Below are 18,606 nucleotides of genomic sequence, written 5' to 3' on the forward strand. Positions count from 1 at the left end.
CCCATTCCGTTAAACTTGCCGGGTCAATCTTTCCTCTAAAGGACATCCCTATGTATCAGGACATTATTCGCTCAGAACTCAATGAAGCAGCCGATACGCTTAACAACTTCCTGAGTGACGAAGCCAACATTCACGCGATTCAGCGCGCCGCAGTGCTGCTGGCCGACAGCTTCAAAGCGGGCGGCAAGGTGCTCTCCTGCGGTAACGGCGGCTCGCACTGCGATGCCATGCATTTTGCTGAAGAGCTGACTGGGCGCTATCGTGAAAACCGTCCTGGCTACCCGGCGATTGCCATTTCTGATGTCAGCCATCTCTCTTGCGTCAGCAACGATTTTGGCTACGACTATGTGTTCTCGCGCTATATCGAAGCGGTAGGTCGCGAAGGCGATGTGCTGCTGGGCCTCTCAACCTCCGGTAACTCTGCCAACATCATCAAAGCGGTGGAAGCTGCGCGCGCGAAAGGCATGAAAGTGATTACTTTGACCGGTAAAGATGGCGGCAAGATGGCAGGTTCAGCGGATATTGAAATTCGCGTGCCGCACTTTGGCTATGCCGACCGCATTCAGGAGATCCATATCAAAGTGATCCACATCCTGATGCTGTTGATTGAAAAAGAGATGGTTAAGTAATGATGCGTTCCTCTCGCCGTGCGCGAGAGGATCTAACTTAAGGCGGTTGCTATGTGCGAATTGCTCGGGATGAGCGCCAATGTCCCCACGGACATCTGTTTCAGTTTTACCGGTCTGGTGCAGCGTGGCGGTGGAACCGGGCCGCACAAAGATGGTTGGGGCATCACTTTCTACGAAGGAAAAGGGTGCCGCACCTTCAAAGATCCGCAGCCGAGCTTTAACTCGCCGATTGCCCGTTTGGTGCAGGAATACCCGATTAAATCGCATTCCGTGGTGGCGCATATCCGCCAGGCGAATCGCGGTGAAGTGTCGCTGGAAAATACCCATCCGTTCACGCGTGAGCTGTGGGGCCGCAACTGGACCTACGCACACAATGGTCAGCTTAAAGGTTATCGTCAGCTGGATACCGGGCCGTTCCGTCCGATTGGCGAAACCGACAGCGAAAAAGCGTTCTGCTGGATGCTGCACAAACTGACCGAGCGCTATCCACGCACGCCGGGCAACTGGCCAGCGGTGTTCCGCTACATTGCCGAACTGGCAGCAGAAATGCGAGAGAAGGGCGTGTTCAACATGCTGTTATCGGATGGGCGCTATCTGATGGCGTTTTGTTCGACCAATCTCTACTGGATTACGCGCCGTGCGCCGTTTGGCAAAGCCACGTTGCTCGATCAGGATGTGGAGATTGATTTTCAGCAGCAGACTACGCCGCAAGATGTGGTGACGGTGATTGCCACGCAACCGCTGACAGGCAATGAAACCTGGCACCGGATAGTGCCAGGCGAGTGGGCATTATTTTGCCTGGGTGAGCGCCAGGAATGATTTCGAGGCAGCATCCGGTGTAGAGATTACCGGCGTGCTGTTCACCGCATATTGGCCGGTGGCCGTCACATTCACCGTTGGCGGCACACGGTACTTGGCAAAGTACGCATAGCCCGGCTGCAGTTCACGCCAGAAGTTAATGTACGTCGAGTATTTATGACGTTGCATATTACTGTCGGTCATGCGGAACGGATAGATGTTGACCTGAATTTCCTGCTGACCATTGCGCAGCGCGGCATTGGTGTAGGTGAAGATCTCATCCATAGACGCATTGGTCATCGCGTAGCAGCCAATCGATACGCAATCACCGTGAATCATTAAATAATTGCCGTCATAGCCTTTAGCGCGATCGTATTGATTCGGGAAACCGGTGTTAATAGCACGATAGAAACGGCTATCCGGTTTCAACTGATTCAGCTTGACGTTATAAAAGCCTTCCGGACTTTTGAAATCGCCCTGACGACGTTTAGGTCCTAAACCGCCAGAGAAATTACAGATGCGATAGCTGTCCAGCAGACGATATTCATTACCGATTTTGCCGTACAGTTCCAGCGTACGCTCTTCCTTAAAAATCTGAATAAAAACGGGGGTGCCAATTAGTTGTTTCTTTAACTCTTTGCTCACCGGAGCCAGCGGTTGCGTAGGCTCGGGGTTAATTGCCCAGCTAAGGAGCGGCATAAGAATCATCGCAAGCGTTAATGCGATTCTGCCCATTCTGTAGATACCTTGAATTGAAGAGAGACGATGACGCTGAGCGTCCGGGTATTGCATTATCGGAAATATCCGCTATCGCAGCGCAACATTAACATTGTCTGGCTTTTAATCAAGCCAGTGTCCGAGAAAATGGCGCGTTCCTAAAAGGAATACGACCACTAATTTGTAAACTTTAATCTCGCTATCAACAAATATTGCTGATATTTTTCGCTGCTGTATACTTATCCAGTATTCGGGAGGGCGTATGCGCAAAATTATTCATGTCGATATGGACTGCTTTTACGCAGCGGTTGAGATGCGCGACGATCCCTCTTTACGTGATATTCCAATCGCCATTGGCGGCAGTCGCGTGCAGCGCGGTGTGATCAGCACTGCCAACTATCCGGCGCGTAAATATGGCGTGCGCAGCGCAATGCCAACCGGCATGGCGCTCAAACTTTGTCCGCATCTGCGGCTGCTGCCTGGTCGCTTTGATGCCTATAAAGAAGCGTCCCGCCAAATTCGCGACATCTTCTCGCGCTACACCTCGCTGATTGAACCGCTGTCACTGGATGAAGCCTATTTAGATGTCACCGACAGCCTGCATTGTCACGGCTCGGCCACGCTGATGGCGCAGGCGATTCGCGCCGATATCCTGCGTGAAACCGGTTTAACCGCTTCAGCAGGAATCGCGCCGATCAAGTTCCTCGCCAAGATCGCTTCCGATCTCAACAAACCCAACGGGCAATATGTGATTACGCCTGACGCGATGTCTGATTTTTTACTGACGCTGCCGCTGAGCAAAATTCCTGGCGTCGGTAAAGTGGCGACTAAAAAGCTGGAAGAGATGGGATTGCGTACCTGCGCCGATGTGCAGCGTGCCGATTTGGCGCTGCTGCTTAAACGCTTTGGCAAGTTTGGCCGCATCTTATGGGAGCGCAGCAACGGTGTTGATGAGCGCAATGTGGTGGTTGAGCGCGAACGCAAATCGCTGGGCGTTGAACGCACGCTGATGGAAGATATTCACAGCTGGGAACAATGTTTGGAGATTATTGATTTTCTCTATGCCGAGCTGGATCGCCGCTTAACCGCCATCAAGCCGGATAAACAGATCGCCCGGCAAGGTGTGAAACTCAAGTTCAATGATTTCCAGCAAACCACGCAGGAGCATGTCTGGTCGGTGCTGAATAAAGACGACATGATCGCGGTGGCGCGTCAGGCGTGGGATGAACGCCGAGCAGGGCGCGGTGTACGGCTGGTGGGATTGCATGTCACGATGGTGGATCCGCAACTGGAGCGGCAGTTGGTGCTGGGATTGTGAGATTGTGCGCGCCTAAAAGCAAAACGCGCCGATCGGTTCCCTCTCCCACAAGTGGGAGAGGGTTAGGGTGAGGGGCAACCCGCACCGTTCACGTCAGTGGATGAAAACTACTTCTTCCCGTACTTCGCTTCCAGCGTCGCAAACCACGGCGCAATGAAATCGCTATTCTCGCCCCAGCCAGGAATGATCTTATTCAGCGACGCCACGTTGACCGCGCCTTGCTGGCTGTTCAGCTGCTGCTGGGAAATTGATGACGCTTTAAACTCGTAAGTCGCCGGTGTAGTTTCGCCCGCAATCTTGTTCGCCACCAGACGCATATTTACTGCGCCAATGGTTTTCGGATCCACTGCCACGGTTTGCACCCACGGACTGTTTTTCTCGTGCATCAACTGCAGATCCTGATTGGATACGTCGATGCTATACAATTTGATCTCGGTACGGCCATTCTCCTGCAGGGCTTTATACGCACCCTGGCTAAAGGCATCCCAGGCGCCCCAAATTGCATCAATCTTACCTTTCGGATATTTCGCCAGAATCGCGCCAATCTTATTGGCGGTGTCGCCTTGCACGTCAGAGGAAACGGCACCAATGGTTTCCAATTGATGAATGCCCGGATTCTCCTTGAGCACTTTTTCATACACTACCTGACGACGCTCCATCGGTGGGAAACCCGCCACCCACAGTTTGACGATGTTGGCTTTGCCGTTGAAATCTTTAACGATCTGTCCCAGCGATTCCTGAGCTAAAGAAGCATCATCCTGCGCCGTCACGGTGACACCTTCTACCGGTGTATTAACCGGCGTATCAAACACCGACAGCTTGATGCCCGCAGCGGCGATACGCTGCACCAGCGCAGTCGAGTAGGGATCTTTACCGTGCGACAAGATAATGCCGTCATATTTCTGGCTAATCGCCTGGTTAACGAAATCCTGGAAGCGCGCATCGTCGCCGTTGCTGAGGAAGGTGCTGACCTTAAAGCCCAACTGGCGGCCTTGCTGAATCGCACCGGCTACAAACTGCGTGGTGTTATCGTCGGAGCCAAGGTTGCGGATGATGGCGATGCGTACCGGGCCTTCATGGTTAGCGATCACCGCAGGCACTGTGGCATCGGCGAAGGCGGCGCTGGCGTTGAGCAGGCTTACCGCCAGCAGCGAAAGGGTAATTTTTTTCATTATGATCTCTTTCTGATTAAGCGCGCCTTAACGGCGCTGGATGTAAGTCATCGCTAGCGCCAGCGCCAGTACCAGACCTTTAATAATGTCCATCGCGTAATAGGGCACCGACAACATCACCAGCCCGTTCTGCAACACTCCTAGAATGATCGCGCCCACCAAGGTACCCAGCGCATTGGGTTTGCCCGAACCGGCCAGCGAGAAACCGATCCACGCTGCGGCTACGGCATCCATTAGATAACCGCCGCCGGCATTCACCTGTGAAGAGCCGATACGTGACGCCAGCAGAATGCCGCCCAAACCTGCCAGCAGCGAGGCCAGCACATACGCCAGCACGCGATAGCGCGTGGTGCGAATGCCGGAGAGACGCGCCGCTTCAGGATTGCCGCCCAGCGCATACATACGACGGCCGTGCTTGGTCAGCGACAGCGCCAGCTGCGCCACAATGGTGACCACCAGCATGATAATCACGATGGTCGGCACTTGGCCGAGCAGGCCAAAGGTTGCAGGAATGGTGCCTTCGGCCATGTCGCCGCTCGGCAGCACCATATTCTCGGTGATGGAACCGCCAAAGCTGTAGGTCATCGCCACGCCCTGAATTACAAACAGCGTAGCGAGGGTGGCGAGCATGTCGGGAATGCGCAGCACCACAATCAGGAAGCTGTTGAACAAGCCAACCAACGTACACAGCAGCAGCGTAATAATGATGGCTTCGGTGGTGCCAAAGCCGTGCCAGACGAACAATGAAATCACCAGCGCATTGGCCAGCGAGGCGGTTGATCCCACTGACAAATCAAAGCCGCCCACCGTCAGCGAAATCGACACGCCAATCGCAATTACCGTGACGATGGCAATGGAACGCAGGATGTTGATGATGTTGGTCGGTTCGAGGAAGCTGTCCGAAGCGAGACCAAATGCGGCAATCAGAATCACCACCGTCAGCAACATGCCCCACTTATAAAGGAAATCAAACAGCTGATGGCGCAGAGAAGGCTGCGGGTTTAGGGATAGTTCTTTGCTGCTCACGCAGGTGTTCCTCCGGTGGAATAAAGCAGAAGTGCCTCTTCTGTGGCTGCTGTGCCCTCCATCTCTGCCACAATGCGCCCATCCCAGAGCACACAAATGCGGTCGCACAGACCGACCAATTCAGAAAACTCGCCCGAGGCATAAATGATGCCTTTGCCTTCGCGCGCTAAGCCATCAATCAGTGTGAACAGATCGGTTTTGGCTTTGATATCGACGCCTTTCGTCGGCTCATCAAAAATCAGCACATCGGCGTTATTGCGTAGCCATTTGCCAATCGCCACTTTCTGCTGGTTGCCGCCCGACAGGCGACGCAGAATTTGCCCCGGTCCGGTGGTACGCACATTCAGGCGCTGAATCACCTCTTCCGCCCAGCGCCACGCCTGACGATGACCAAACAGGCTCCAGCGTGAGAAGCTGTTATCGGCGCTGATGCTCAGATTCATGCTCACCGGTTCATCGATGAAAATGCCCTCTTTGCGGCGCTCTTCCGGCACCAGCGCCATGCGGTTTTCAACCGAGTCGTGCGGTGAACGCGGTCGCCACGGTTTGCCGTGCAGTTCGCCCTGCGTTACACGGCTTTTGCTTGCACCAAACAGCGCTTTGCACAGCTCGGTTTTACCGGCACCCGCCATACCAGCAATGCCAAGGATTTCGCCTTTATGCAGACGCAGCGAAATATCCTGCAGTAATCGATCGTCGTGTAAGCCTTCCACCGACAGCAGCAGCGGCTGTGGCGAACGGGCGCGCCGCGGCGGAAAGACATCGTCGAGCCGATGTCCCAGCATTTTCTCCACGATCTGCTCGCCGCTCAGCGCTGCCATCGGGCTGCTTTCGATCAGACGACCATCGCGTAGCACCGTTAAGCGGTCGCAAATTGCTTTCAGTTCATGAATGCGGTGCGAGATAAACACCACGCCAATGCCGCTGGACTGCAAGCGGCGCACCACGGTAAACAGGCGCTCGCTCTCATGCTGGTCGAGCGGGGCGGTGGGTTCATCCAGGATCAGGAAGCGGCAGTGATGGGAGAGGGCGCGCGCCAGCAAAATTTGCTGTTTCTCCGCCAGCGAGCAGCGCTCGACCAAACGATTAACGTCGATGTTCACTTCCAGCTGCGCCAGTAACGCACGTGCCTGGCGGCGAATCTCGCGCCAGTTGTAGGCGTGGCCCGGTTCGGCTAAACGATCGAGCAGAATGTTTTCTGCCACGCTGAGCTGTGGCACCAGCGCCACATCCACTTCCTGTTGGACCAGATGAATGCCGAGCTTTTTGGCATCGCGCGGTGAGCGAATGGTTACCGGCACATCATCCAGCAGAATCTCACCGCTGTAATGATCGTGTGCGCCAGCCAGCACCGCCATCAGCGTGGATTTTCCGGCACCGTTAGCGCCGGTTAACGCGTGCACCGAGCCACCTTCGGTCAGAAAATCCACCTGCGCTAGCGCGGCGAAACCGCCAAAGGCAATGGAGATATTACGCATCTCCAGGCGGTTGATCGCACTCATTGAGCCGGGCCTTTAATTAGTTGAGTTGGGGGCATTTTTTCCTGAACCACCACGCTGGGCAACGAACGAAAGGGCATAAGCTAGCACGGAATGTTATTAGCCATCCAGACATCTGGATGTGATGGCGGCTAAATCTGGAGAGCAGGCAAGAGTTGGGGTAATTAGGAGGCGGCAATCAGGATTAGCAGGGGATTATGCTGTGGAACCAGGTCACCATAAATGGCGACCCTACGACAGTTTTGTAGGGTCGCCATTTATGGTGACCAAACAATCTTGACCCGCAGGCATAAAAAAACCCGACCGAAGCCGGGTTTGTCGCGAAATTCAAAACTTACGCTTTTTCTGGCACCACGCTGAGCAGCGCGGTCAGCAGCTTCCAGTACAGACCCACGCTTTCAATGTGAACCTGCTCATCCGGCGAATGCGGGCCGGTAATGGTTGGGCCAATCGAAACCATATCCATGTTCGGATACGGCTTCTTGAACAGACCACACTCCAGACCGGCGTGAATCACCTGAATGTTCGGCGTTTTGCCAAACAGCGCTTCGTAGGTTTTACGCGTCAGCGCCATCACCGGTGAATCGGCATCAGGCTGCCAGCCCGGATAGCCGCCTTTTGGTGCGCTTTTCGCTCCGGCCAGATCGGCCAGCGAGGTCAGCACTTCAACCACCCAATCTTTGCCGGTATCGATCAGTGAACGAATCAGGCAGATGATTTCGGCATTGCTCTGGTCCATAGTCACCACGCCGACGTTGAGCGAGGTTTCCACCACGCCTTTCGCCACGTCGGAGTTACGGATCACGCCGTTTGGTGTGGCGTTGAGCAGGTTGAGGAAACGATCGCGGCTGTCAGCGTTCAGCGCCTGGCCTTGATGCGCCAGCGACTCAGCGACGACGGCGATGTTCTTCTCTTTCACGCCCAGCTCGTTCAGCAGCGTTGCCTGGAAATGGGCCGCAGCCGATTTCAGTTCGTCAACTTTATGACTGTCGATCGCCAGCGTAGCAAAAGCTTCACGCGGGATAGCGTTACGCAGCGTACCGCCGGTGAATTCGATCAAACGCACATCGAGTTCACGCGCGTGCAGCGCGAGGAAGCGTGCCAGCAGTTTGTTGGCATTGCCAAGACCATGATGAATATCAGCACCGGAGTGACCGCCTTTCAGGCCTTTCAGCGTCAGCTTCAGGGTTTCATAGCCCGCAGGGATCGCTTCACGCGTCAGTAGTAAGGTGGTGATGAAGTCGATACCACCGGCGCAACCCATGTAGATCTCACCTTCCTCTTCCGAGTCGGTATTGATCAGAATGTCGGCCTGCAGCCAGTTCGGCTGTAAACCAAAGGCGCCATCCATACCCGATTCTTCGGTCATGGTCAGCAGCACTTCAATCGGGCCGTGGATTAGGCTGTTGTCAGCCAGCACCGCCAGCGCAGACGCCATACCAATGCCGTTATCGGCGCCCAGCGTGGTGCCGCGCGCTTTCACCCATTCGCCATCAACGTACGGCTGAATCGGATCTTTGGTGAAGTCATGCACCGTGTCATTGTTCTTCTGCGGCACCATATCGAGGTGCGCCTGCAGCGCCACCGGCGTGCGTTTTTCCATACCGGCGGTAGCGGGTTTACGAATCAGGATGTTGCCAACCTGATCGCGCTCAACCCAAAAACCTTGCTCTTTTGCCCAGCCGACAACGTATTCGGCCAGTGCTTCTTCGTGATAAGAAGGGTGCGGAATGGAACAGATTTTGGCAAAAATATCCCACAGCGGTTGGGGTGAAAGTTGCGACAATTCAGACACCATGCATCTCCTGTGTCAGCGTGGCGGACAGACCGCACGCACGCGGGTTTCCAGTAAAAATCGTCGTCAGAACATCTGACGTGATGGGCCTGAGAATATCACTGTTTCTCGCCGGGTGCGTAATCAGCCGCGCTAAAAACCTGCAACCAGTAAGACAGATGCTGGTTTTTAAGGCGTCAGATCCTTATAATCTCGCGCAACCTTTTCCCCCTTGCATATTTTTTAAGCCAAGTTTCTTGGCCGGGATTCCTTTATATGAGCGAAAAATACGTCGTAACCTGGGACATGTTGCAAATCCATGCCCGTAAACTGGCCCAGCGCCTGCTTCCTGTGGAACAGTGGAAAGGTATCATCGCGGTAAGCCGTGGTGGTCTGGTTCCGGCATCGCTGCTGGCGCGTGAACTCGGTATTCGCTACGTCGATACCGTGTGCATCTCCAGCTACGATCACGATCATCAGCGCGAAATGAAAGTGCTGAAGCGCGCCGAAGGCGACGGTGAAGGCTTCATCGTGATTGACGACCTGGTGGATACCGGCGGCACCGCGCAGGCGATTCGCGATATGTATCCAAAAGCGCGTTTCTGCACTATCTTCGCCAAGCCAGCTGGTCGTGCGCTGGTGGACGACTACATTGTCGATATCCCGCAGAACACCTGGATCGAGCAGCCTTGGGACATGGGCGTGGTCTACATCCCGCCAATCGTCAAAGGCGCCTGATTGATGCATCGCAAACAACGCCCGGTTATGCCGGGCGTTGTGCTTTCTGCGCCTCGCGCGCGTATCACGGGTGCAGTACACTCTTAGCCATCGCCACGTTGTTGGCAGGAGAATAGCTGAGATGTCTGATAAAAACCTGAGCGAAGAACTGTTCAAACCGCGTTTTAAACACCCGGAAACCTCCTCACTAGTGCACCGCCAGCATCACGCCGCCGTGCAGGTGCATAACGCCCTTGAAGGTGATACTCAGCGCGGCTGGTATCGCATGCTGAACAAGTTGCTGTGGACGTGGCGCGGGTTGTCGCCGCAGGAGATCAGCGAAGTGCTGGCGCGTATCGCGGTAAGCGAGTTTGAGCGTACCAATGAAGCCTTGCTCGATACCGTGATTGGTTATCGCGGTGGCAACTGGAATTACGAGTGGTCGAAGCAGGCGGCCATCTGGCAGCAGCGCGCGTTAGAAAGTGATAACCATGACGATGCAGGCCAGCATTGGCTGCACGCCGCCAATCTGTTCAGCCTCGCGGCTTATCCTTATATTAAAGGCGATGAGCTGGCGGACCAGGCGCAGGTGCTGGCCAATCGCGCCTACGAAGAGGCCACGCAGCGTCTGCCGGGCGAACTGAAATCCCTGACCTTCCCAATGAGCGGCGGCAGTCCGGTAACGGGCTTCCTGCACATGCCTGCGCAGGCTGAGGCGCCATATCCCACGGTGCTGCTGTGCGGCGGCCTTGATTCGCTGCAGAGCGATCACTATCGCCTGTTCCACGACTATCTCGCGCCGCGCGGTATCGCCATGCTGACGCTGGATATGCCGTCGGTAGGATTCAGTAGCAAATGGATGCTCAATCAGGACACCAGCCAGGTGCATCAGCAGGTGCTGCGTGAACTGAGCAATGTGCCGTGGATCGATCACACTCGCGTGGCGCTGCTGGGCTACCGTTTCGGTGCCAACGTGGCGACGCGTCTGGCCTATCTGGAAGTGCCGCGAGTGCGCGCGGTGGCGACGCTGGGTGCGATGGTGCACAGCGTGTTTGTCGATGCGCAACAGCAGCAGCAGTTGCCGGATATGTATATGGATATGCTGGCGAGCCGCCTGGGTATGTCGTCAACTTCGGACAGCAATCTGCGCATTGAGCTCAATCGCTACTCCCTGAAGGTGCAAGGCTTGCTCGGCCGCCGCACGCCAACGCCGATGCTGGCGGCTTATTGGCCCGATGATATTTTCGGTCCGGAAGCGGACGCGCAGTTGATCGCCAACTCCTCCTCGCAGGGCAAGACGCTGGCGATTCCTGCCAAGCCGGTTTTTGCCAGTTTTGACAAAGCGCTGAATCAAATTTGTGACTGGCTGGAAAAACAGTTGAAAAGCTAGCTGGCGAAATCCCTGAACTCTGCTACTACTTATATCCGGGATTTTCCATTTTTAGGTTTAATGGAAAGCTGGAAGTGCAATTTAAAGGGTTAAGGGAAAATAGATGACATTACCGAGTGGTCACCCCCGTAGTCGCCTGCTTAAGCGCTTCACCGAATTGGGGCCGTATATCCGTGAAGGCAAATGTGAAGAGACACGCTTCTTCTTCGATTGCCTGGCAGCGTGTGTCAACGTCAAGCCTGCACCAGAGCTACGTGAGTTTTGGGGCTGGTGGATGACGCTGGAAGCCTATGAAGATCACTTCACTTACGAATATCATTTTGGCCTGTTTGATAAAGCGGGTGATTGGGGCGCAGCAACCATCAAAGGCAAAGAGAACAATGCCAAAGTGGAAAGCACACTGCGTAATTTCCATGAGCGCTTGAAAGCGATGCTGCTGGAACAGAAACTCGATCTGCGACCGGCGGAAGGCTTTAAAGAAGAGCCGGTGAAACTGAGCGCCTGATAGGTATTTAAGGGTTTAAACAGGAAAGAGCCGGTGATGAGCCGGCTCTTTTTTTATAGACACAGCGAGGGTACAGCAATACTCGAATCATTCTCGCTGCAGGAAGGCGGCAAGTGTGTGAATCCCCAGGAGCTTACTGAAGTAAGTGACTGGGGTGAACACACGCAGCCAACGCCCCTGCAGCGTGAAGGATGAAGAGTATTTTAGAATTGGTAGGTTAGGCCAACTGCAACAACGTCATCGTTGTTCAGGTTCAGCTTGTTGTTGTCATCCAGCTGGTTGATTTTGTAATCCACGAAGGTCGACATGTTTTTGTTGAAGTAGTAAGTCATGCCCACGTCGATGTATTTAACCAGATCCTCGTCACCGATCCCTTCGATGTCTTTGCCTTTGGTCTGGATATAGCCGAGGGACGGACGCAGGCCGAAGTCGAACTGATACTGCGCGACCACTTCGAAGTTCTGCGCTTTGTTAGCAAAACCACGCGTGCCGATTGGCGTCATGTTGCGGGTTTCGGTGTAGATAGAAGCCAGGTAGATGCTGTTAGCGTCATACTTGATACCCGCGCCCCATGATTCCGCTTTATCACCGCTACCCAGCGCTTGCAGCTGCTGCTGGTTAGTACGGTCAGAAGAGGTGATGGCAGACATCAGGCTGATGCCGGTGTCAGCGATGGTGTAACCCAGTGACGCACCGTAACCGTCGCCGTTCTGGCGCGAAGTATCGGTGATGCTGCCACGGGCGTTGGCGCTGGTAGAGTCGTTTTTACCCTGATATTGCAGCGCGAAGCGCAGGCCATCAACCAGACCAAAGAAGTTGCTGTTGCGGTAAGTGGCCACGCCAGTTGCACGTGCAGTCATGAAGTTATCGGTACGCGCCGTACCGTCACCGCCGAACTCTGGGAATACGTCAGTCCAGGCTTCTACGTCGTACAGCACGCCGTAGTTACGACCGTAGTCGAATGAACCGTATTGACCGAATTTCAGACCGGCAAAGCCCAGACGGGTTTTGTTGCCTGCGTTGGCATCAGAACCTTCAGAGTTGTTTACGTTGTACTGATATTCCCACTGACCGTAACCGGTCATCAGGTCATTAATCTGCGTCTGGCCTTTGAAACCGATACGCACGTAAGATTTGTCGCCGTCGCTTGACGCGTTATCGCTGAAGTAGTGTTCAGCTTTAACACGGCCGTAGAAGTCCAGTTTATTACCATCTTTGTTATAAACTTCTGCGGCGTTTGCGGTGGAAGCCAGTGCCAGCGCTGATACAACTAATGCCAGTGTGCTCTTCTTCATTTTGCTATCAATCCCAATGAGTAAAATTTGTTGTACCCGTGAAAGGTTTTGTAAAACACGGAACTTTTTACCGGTAGGTGATGAAAGTTTTATGACAGTTTTTCGGATTTCTTGTTAATCGCGAACTTTTGGTCTACCGCATTGTCAGGGGATTTTTGTGCTTTTCCCCTTGCTGTTGTTGGCTTCCTTGCTCACTCCTGATAAAACGTCCCTTCGCAGATTTTTTTCTTACATGGCAGGAAAAACATGAGTGGCAGTCAGACCCTTGTGGTCAAGTTGGGTACTAGCGTCCTCACCGGCGGTTCACGTCGGTTGAATCGGGCGCACATGGTGGAGTTGGTTCGTCAGTGTGCGCAGTTGCACGCGGCAGGCCATCGCATTGTTATCGTCACCTCTGGCGCGATCGCTGCCGGACGCGAACACCTTGGTTACCCCGAACTGCCACCTACCATCGCCTCAAAGCAGCTGTTGGCTGCGGTGGGGCAGAGCCGTTTGATCCAGCTTTGGGAACAACTGTTCTCGATTTACGGCATTCACATCGGGCAGATGCTGCTGACGCGCGCCGATATGGAAGACCGCGAACGTTTCCTCTACGCGCGTGACATGCTGCGCGCGCTGCTCGACAACCACATCGTACCGGTGATTAACGAGAACGATGCGGTGGCGACCGCCGAAATTAAAGTGGGCGACAACGACAATCTGTCGGCGCTGGCGGCAATGCTCGGTGGCGCAGATAAGCTGCTGCTGCTGACCGATCAGCAAGGGCTGTTCACCGCCGATCCGCGCACCAATCCTGAAGCAGAGTTGATCAGCGACGTGCATCAAATTGATGATGCGTTACGCACGCTCGCGGGCGGCAGCGTATCTGGCCTGGGAACCGGCGGCATGGCGACCAAACTGCAGGCGGCGGACGTTGCTTGTCGCGCGGGGATCGATGTGATCATCGCTGCAGGCAGTCGTCCGGACGTGATCAGCGATGTGCTGCATGGCAAACCGGTCGGCACGCGTTTCCACGCGCAGCAGTCGCCGCTGGAGAACCGTAAGCGCTGGATCTTTGGCGCACCGCCGGCAGGCGAAATCACCATTGATGATGGCGCGCTGGCCGCGATGCTGGAGCGCGGCAGTTCGCTGCTGCCAAAAGGCATCCGTGACGTGCAGGGCAACTTCTCGCGCGGTGAAGTGATCCGGATTCGCAACCTGCAAGGGCGCGATATCGCCCACGGCGTCACGCGCTATAACAGCGATGCCATGCGCATGATCGCCGGTCATCACAGCCAGGAAATCGGCGAGATCCTCGGTTACGAATATGGCCCGGTAGCGGTACACCGCGACGACATGATCGTCAGTTAAGGAGCGGATGATGTTAGAAGAGATGGGTAAAGCGGCGCGTGCTGCGTCGTACAAACTGGCGGAACTCTCCACCGAACAAAAAAATCAGGTGCTGCTGAGCATAGCCGATCGTCTGGAAGCGGAAAGCGCGGACATTCTGGCGGCCAACGAGCAGGATCTGGCGGATGCGCGCCAAAACGGCATGAGCGAAGCGCTGCTCGATCGCCTGACGCTCAACCCACAGCGCCTGAAAGGCATTGCCGATGACGTGCGTCAGGTGTGTCGTTTGGCCGATCCGGTCGGTCAGCTGATTGACGGCGGCCAGCTTGATAGCGGCCTGCGCATTGAGCGTCGTCGCGTGCCGCTGGGCGTGGTTGGTGTGATTTATGAAGCGCGTCCTAACGTGACTGTTGATGTGGCATCGCTGTGCCTGAAAACCGGCAACGCGGCGATTCTGCGCGGCGGCAAAGAGACTTATCGCACCAACGCCGCCACGGTGCGCGTGATCCAGAATGCGCTGACGCAGCACGGTTTACCGGCGGGCGCGGTGCAGGCAATTGAAAACCCGGATCGCGAGCTGGTGAATCAGCTGCTGAAGCTCGATCGTTATGTCGATATGCTGATCCCACGCGGCGGCGCGGGTTTGCACAAGCTGTGCCGTGAAAACTCCACCATTCCGGTGATCACCGGCGGCATCGGCGTGTGCCATCTCTATCTCGATGAAACCATGGAGACTGAGGCGGCGCTGGAAGTGATCGTTAATGCCAAGAAGCAGCGTCCAAGCGCCTGCAACTCGCTCGAAACCTTGCTGATCCATCGCGATCAGGCGGACAACTTCATTCCGGCTTTCCTGCATCGCATGGCGCAGGAGAAGATTGCGCTGCACGCCGACGAAAATGTGCTGGCGCTGCTGCAAAACGGTGCTGCCGAGGTGGTGGCGGTGAAAGCAGAAAATTATGATGACGAATGGTTGTCCAACGATCTGAACGTCAAGCTGGTGGCGGATATCGATGAAGCCATCGCGCATATCCGTGAACACGGCACGCAGCACTCTGATGGCATTCTGACGCGCAGCATTGGCAACGCCAATCGCTTCGTCAACCAGGTTGACTCATCGGCGGTATACGTTAACGCCAGCACACGCTTCACCGACGGCGGCCAGTTTGGCCTGGGTGCCGAAGTGGCGGTGAGCACGCAGAAGCTGCACGCGCGCGGTCCAATGGGACTTGAAGCGTTGACCACCTACAAATGGATAGGTTGGGGCGACGATACGCTGCGTCGTTAATGTTCGCCTCTGCATGACAATGGGCACCGAAAACGGTGCCCATTTTTTTTGCTTTCGATCCACTCATTCCAAGAGCTTTTTGATTTATTTCTGTCATCTATGGCGGGCTCGCGGCTTTTCACCCATTTTTTCCTTTAGATGCTGGTCTTATAGCTACAGAACAATCCTGAAAACCCCTGTCAGAACAAGCGATATAGCACTGAACACTGGTTTCGGCCTAACCGAAAGGGATAATGATTGTCCAGCTTCATTGATAAAAGCGGTTGGGTAGTAAACTGCCGGTAATATAAAATGAACTGGTAGCAAAAATGAAAATAACATTCAGTCTTTTACTGAAGGCAGATTATTAACTGATGGTTAAAAAAGAGAGTACGAGACAAGCATTCACTGCCAGGCTGATTGCCGCATGCGAAAGCGCGGGAATTGTCGGACATGGACGAAACAAACAGGTTGCGCTTGCGCTGCAAGAGAGGGGATGCAAGATCTCAACGCCGGGGGTGTGGAAATGGTTTAACGGACAATCGATACCTGATGATAATAATTTACTGGCGCTTAGCCAGTTACTCGACGTGCGCGTTGAGTGGCTGCAATTTGGCATGGAAAAACCGGCCGTTTTGCTAACGCAGCGCAGTTTGGTGAATCCACAGCATCTGTTTCGCGTTGAAAGTTTGGATATCGGCCAGCACGGCGTGCGCAGTAGTTCTACGCGCGATGAACTGGTGGAGACCATTCAAGCCATTGAATATGGGCTGGAAGAGGCGCGGGTGCTGTTTAACGGCCGCCCGGCTGAAAACATTCGCCTCATCGCGCTCAACAGCGATTCGATGGCTGGCACCTTCGCGCCGCGCGATCAGCTGTTTGTCGATATCAGCGTGCATCGCTTCGACGGCGATGGCATTTATCTGTTCACGCTTGACGATCAGCTCTATCTCAAACGCCTGCAACTTCAGCACAAAAAAGTCGCGGTGATCTCCGATAACAAGCGCTATGAAACCTGGTATCTCACGCTGGAAGAAGCCAGGACGCTGCAAGTGGTGGCGCGGGTGATCATGAGCCAGGCGCGGGATTATCAAATTCTAGGCTGATCACAAAACGCCAGATTGCGACAAAAAAATATTTTGGCTGAAATCATAAATTTAACTGATGGTAAATAAAAAATTAACCATTGGTGTTTGCCAATGCATTAGAACCTGTTAATAATTTGAGCATGGATGGACAACATATCTGCTCACGGATGAGCCCGCTCTTAAACAATTGAGGCGCTGCACAAGCGCGATACATACCATCCAAAGTTAGTGAACTTTGGGATGGGGTGGATACGCACTTTGCAGCGTTGTCAGTTGCCCTCTGTTTTTCACTCTCCTCTACTTCACCCTGGTCGCGAATGCAGCCGGGCGAGTTGACGTCGAGTATTTTCCAGAGGAACAGCGAACGCGTCGGCATCAGCCGCATCGCCATGCCTGCCACCCCATCGCCAAAGACTCATTAACAGGAGGAGTTATGGCGATTATTCAGTACGGGAAGTCAGTATTTACCGGCAATGCACGCACGCGCCGCCATCGGCGACGCCAGTCCCTCAGCCGCCTTAAGCGCAGCATCGATAGCGCACTTGGCATCGAATACGAAAATGTCACCCTGCGTACTGCTGAGCGTATCTGCCAGCGCCAGACGCTGTCGCGCGTTGATTGCGCCGTGTTAGCGCCCGTTCGCGTTCAGCAGGAACAGGCGAGCGTTGATAACTGCTGTTTGCCCCATGTTTATTTGTACGCCGTGCGCTAAACCTGCATCACTTTCCCCAGTTTTAAACGGAACGTTTCATTGTTGCTCACTGTTTAACCATTCTTGAGCGTTTCGCTTATCTGATAACGCGCTCAATGTTTTAAACGATCAGCGGAATTTATGTTTTTTGCCGTTTTGCGCAGCCATTTTCGGACTGTTGCGCCCGTCAAAGAGGAATTTCTATGAGCCAGATTATTGCCATCCTGAATTTTGAAGAGGGTTACCGCGAAGCGCCTTATCTCGACACGCAGGGTTTCCCCACGGTCGCGGGCGGCATTCGCATTGGCCCCAAAGGTGCCTCGCTCAGCAACTACATCTTCCAGGTGCCGCGTCCGGTGGGCGATGTGTGGAAGCAGTGCATTGTCGAGGGCAAGGTGCAGCAGATGCATCAACGTGCGCTGGTGCAGCAGGCGCTGGCCAAATGCAATGAAGCGCGCTGCGATGTGCTGATCAGCATGGGCTATCAACTGGGTATCGATGGATTGGCGATGTTTCGCGGCATGCTCACCGCGATTACCCAGGGCGACTTCAACAGCGCGGCGAACGCCATGCTCGATAGCCTGTGGGCGCGTCAAACTTCGGGCCGCGCGCGGCGCCATGCCGAAGTGATGCGCAGCGGCACCTATGACATCTATCGGGGGCTGCTATGAATCTGAAATTGCTGATTTTTATCATTGCGGTGCTGCTGGTGATCATTGTGGTGTTGATCATGCAGCGCTTTACCACGCTGGAGTTCGTCAAACATGCGCGGCTGTTATTCAAAACCTGGTCGGTGTGGCTGGCGTCGCTTGGTTCGATGCTCAGTGCGTGGGTGCAATCGTTTCCCAGCGCTGCGCTTGATGCCTGGAACAGCATGCCGCCCGATGTGAAAGAGATTCTGCCGCATAACTATTTGGGGCTGATTGGGGCCTTTATGGTGGCGATGGGCGTGATTGCTCAGTTCGTCCGCCAGAAAGGCCTTAACCAGCAGAAAATCGCCATGGAGGAAAAAGCATGACACTTCTCACCACATTGCTCGGCGGCAGCTGGCATTGGCTGGCCTCGCTGGCGGGCGTGATTGCCGCGCTGGTCGCCAGCTACTTCGGTGGCAAGAAAATCGGCAAGGTGCAGCAAGCATCCAAATCCGCCGTCGAGCGCGCCGATAAAGCCGCGGCGCAAGCGGTAGCGGTTAACCAGCAGCAGCAACAGCTGCGCGAGGAGGCCAAACGTGTGGAAGCCAGCAACCTTAATCTTGATGACGCTGCTGCTCGCGACAAGTTGCAGCAGTCGAAATACCACCAGCCTTGAAGCTCCCGTCGTAATCGACTCAGCCTGCACCCTTTTTTCCCCGATTTACACCCACGGCAATGACGCCGAGCGCATGGACATTCGCA

Annotated in this window: 20 protein-coding genes; 13 read left to right on the top strand and 7 right to left on the bottom strand. The window is 54.7% G+C overall.

The window, feature by feature from the left end; genetic code table 11:
- The first annotated feature begins 50 nt into the window (after window positions 1-50).
- On the top strand, window positions 51-629 hold the full coding sequence (gene lpcA / locus NR302_RS04425) for a D-sedoheptulose 7-phosphate isomerase (RefSeq protein WP_061717531.1): 579 nt from the start codon (window positions 51-53) through the stop codon (window positions 627-629).
- A 51-nt stretch (window positions 630-680) separates the two neighbouring features.
- The gene (locus tag NR302_RS04430) at window positions 681-1,448 is read left to right on the top strand and encodes a class II glutamine amidotransferase (protein WP_008108933.1); all 768 of its coding nucleotides are present in this window, start codon (window positions 681-683) and stop codon (window positions 1,446-1,448) included.
- Here the strand turns inward: NR302_RS04430 and dpaA are convergent.
- Window positions 1,419-2,162 (bottom strand): peptidoglycan meso-diaminopimelic acid protein amidase, encoded by a 744-nt coding sequence (gene dpaA / locus NR302_RS04435; RefSeq protein ID WP_258144660.1) that lies wholly within the window; start codon window positions 2,160-2,162, stop codon window positions 1,419-1,421. The two genes, NR302_RS04430 and dpaA, sit on opposite strands and share 30 nt — an antisense overlap.
- 244 nt (window positions 2,163-2,406) lie before the next feature.
- Between dpaA and dinB the strand changes: the two genes are divergently transcribed.
- Window positions 2,407-3,462: a DNA polymerase IV gene (gene dinB, locus NR302_RS04440; RefSeq protein WP_258144661.1), complete on the top strand. Its 1,056-nt coding sequence runs from the start codon at window positions 2,407-2,409 to the stop codon at window positions 3,460-3,462.
- A 107-nt stretch (window positions 3,463-3,569) separates the two neighbouring features.
- Here the strand turns inward: dinB and NR302_RS04445 are convergent, their stop codons facing one another.
- From NR302_RS04445 to pepD, 4 genes are all read right to left on the bottom strand, one after another.
- Complete coding sequence (locus NR302_RS04445; RefSeq protein ID WP_258144662.1) at window positions 3,570-4,634, bottom strand: sugar ABC transporter substrate-binding protein; 1,065 nt, start codon at window positions 4,632-4,634, stop codon at window positions 3,570-3,572.
- Window positions 4,635-4,661: 27 nt separating this feature from the next.
- Window positions 4,662-5,660 (bottom strand): ABC transporter permease, encoded by a 999-nt coding sequence (locus tag NR302_RS04450; protein ID WP_256695713.1) that lies wholly within the window; start codon window positions 5,658-5,660, stop codon window positions 4,662-4,664.
- The gene (locus NR302_RS04455) at window positions 5,657-7,162 is read right to left on the bottom strand and encodes a sugar ABC transporter ATP-binding protein (RefSeq protein WP_258144663.1); all 1,506 of its coding nucleotides are present in this window, start codon (window positions 7,160-7,162) and stop codon (window positions 5,657-5,659) included. The genes NR302_RS04450 and NR302_RS04455 overlap by 4 nt, the downstream gene beginning before the upstream one ends.
- Before the next feature lie 331 nt (window positions 7,163-7,493).
- On the bottom strand, window positions 7,494-8,954 hold the full coding sequence (gene pepD, locus NR302_RS04460) for a beta-Ala-His dipeptidase (RefSeq protein ID WP_258145155.1): 1,461 nt from the start codon (window positions 8,952-8,954) through the stop codon (window positions 7,494-7,496).
- 255 nt (window positions 8,955-9,209) lie between these two features.
- On the opposite strand from pepD, the gene gpt reads away from it, so the two are divergent.
- From gpt to crl, 3 genes are all read left to right on the top strand, one after another.
- A complete protein-coding gene (gene gpt, locus NR302_RS04465) occupies window positions 9,210-9,671 on the top strand; it encodes a xanthine phosphoribosyltransferase (RefSeq protein WP_008108942.1) in 462 nt (153 codons plus the stop codon).
- Between the two features lie 121 nt (window positions 9,672-9,792).
- Complete coding sequence (gene frsA / locus NR302_RS04470; protein WP_154191668.1) at window positions 9,793-11,040, top strand: esterase FrsA; 1,248 nt, start codon at window positions 9,793-9,795, stop codon at window positions 11,038-11,040.
- Between the two features lie 103 nt (window positions 11,041-11,143).
- Window positions 11,144-11,545: a sigma factor-binding protein Crl gene (gene crl / locus NR302_RS04475; RefSeq protein ID WP_008108946.1), complete on the top strand. Its 402-nt coding sequence runs from the start codon at window positions 11,144-11,146 to the stop codon at window positions 11,543-11,545.
- Window positions 11,546-11,748: 203 nt separating this feature from the next.
- Here crl and ompC read toward each other — a convergent pair whose 3' ends face one another.
- Window positions 11,749-12,840 carry a porin OmpC gene (gene ompC, locus NR302_RS04480; RefSeq protein ID WP_008108948.1) on the bottom strand — a complete coding sequence of 364 codons (1,092 nt, stop codon included), beginning with the start codon at window positions 12,838-12,840 and terminating at the stop codon, window positions 11,749-11,751.
- Between the two features lie 246 nt (window positions 12,841-13,086).
- Here ompC and proB point away from each other — a divergent pair, with 246 nt between their 5' ends.
- The 3 genes from proB to NR302_RS04495 all read left to right on the top strand — a co-directional run bounded on the left by proB (window position 13,087) and on the right by NR302_RS04495 (window position 16,539).
- Complete coding sequence (gene proB / locus NR302_RS04485) at window positions 13,087-14,190, top strand: glutamate 5-kinase (RefSeq protein ID WP_008108950.1); 1,104 nt, start codon at window positions 13,087-13,089, stop codon at window positions 14,188-14,190.
- Between the two features lie 10 nt (window positions 14,191-14,200).
- On the top strand, window positions 14,201-15,454 hold the full coding sequence (proA, locus tag NR302_RS04490) for a glutamate-5-semialdehyde dehydrogenase (RefSeq protein WP_258145156.1): 1,254 nt from the start codon (window positions 14,201-14,203) through the stop codon (window positions 15,452-15,454).
- A gap of 353 nt (window positions 15,455-15,807) precedes the next feature.
- A complete protein-coding gene (locus tag NR302_RS04495; RefSeq protein WP_308713756.1) occupies window positions 15,808-16,539 on the top strand; it encodes a S24 family peptidase in 732 nt (243 codons plus the stop codon).
- A 73-nt stretch (window positions 16,540-16,612) separates the two neighbouring features.
- Here the strand turns inward: NR302_RS04495 and NR302_RS04500 are convergent, their stop codons facing one another.
- Window positions 16,613-16,912, bottom strand: a complete 300-nt coding sequence (locus tag NR302_RS04500; protein WP_154153751.1) for a hypothetical protein — start codon at window positions 16,910-16,912, stop codon at window positions 16,613-16,615.
- A 42-nt stretch (window positions 16,913-16,954) separates the two neighbouring features.
- Here NR302_RS04500 and NR302_RS04505 point away from each other — a divergent pair, with 42 nt between their 5' ends.
- From NR302_RS04505 to NR302_RS04520, 4 genes are all read left to right on the top strand, one after another.
- The gene (locus tag NR302_RS04505; RefSeq protein WP_258144665.1) at window positions 16,955-17,233 is read left to right on the top strand and encodes a hypothetical protein; all 279 of its coding nucleotides are present in this window, start codon (window positions 16,955-16,957) and stop codon (window positions 17,231-17,233) included.
- A gap of 182 nt (window positions 17,234-17,415) precedes the next feature.
- Window positions 17,416-17,883, top strand: coding sequence for a hypothetical protein (locus tag NR302_RS04510; RefSeq protein ID WP_061717525.1), 468 nt, complete (start codon window positions 17,416-17,418; stop codon window positions 17,881-17,883).
- Entirely contained in the window at window positions 17,880-18,230 is a 351-nt protein-coding gene (locus NR302_RS04515; protein ID WP_008108960.1) for a hypothetical protein, read from the top strand. Before NR302_RS04510 ends, NR302_RS04515 begins: the two co-directional genes overlap by 4 nt.
- Window positions 18,227-18,520, top strand: coding sequence for a hypothetical protein (locus NR302_RS04520; RefSeq protein ID WP_258144666.1), 294 nt, complete (start codon window positions 18,227-18,229; stop codon window positions 18,518-18,520). The genes NR302_RS04515 and NR302_RS04520 overlap by 4 nt, the downstream gene beginning before the upstream one ends.
- Window positions 18,521-18,606 lie beyond the last annotated feature (86 nt).

The sequence above is a fragment of the Pantoea sp. SOD02 genome (genome assembly GCF_024707505.1).
GTDB lineage: Bacteria > Pseudomonadota > Gammaproteobacteria > Enterobacterales > Enterobacteriaceae > Pantoea > Pantoea symbiotica.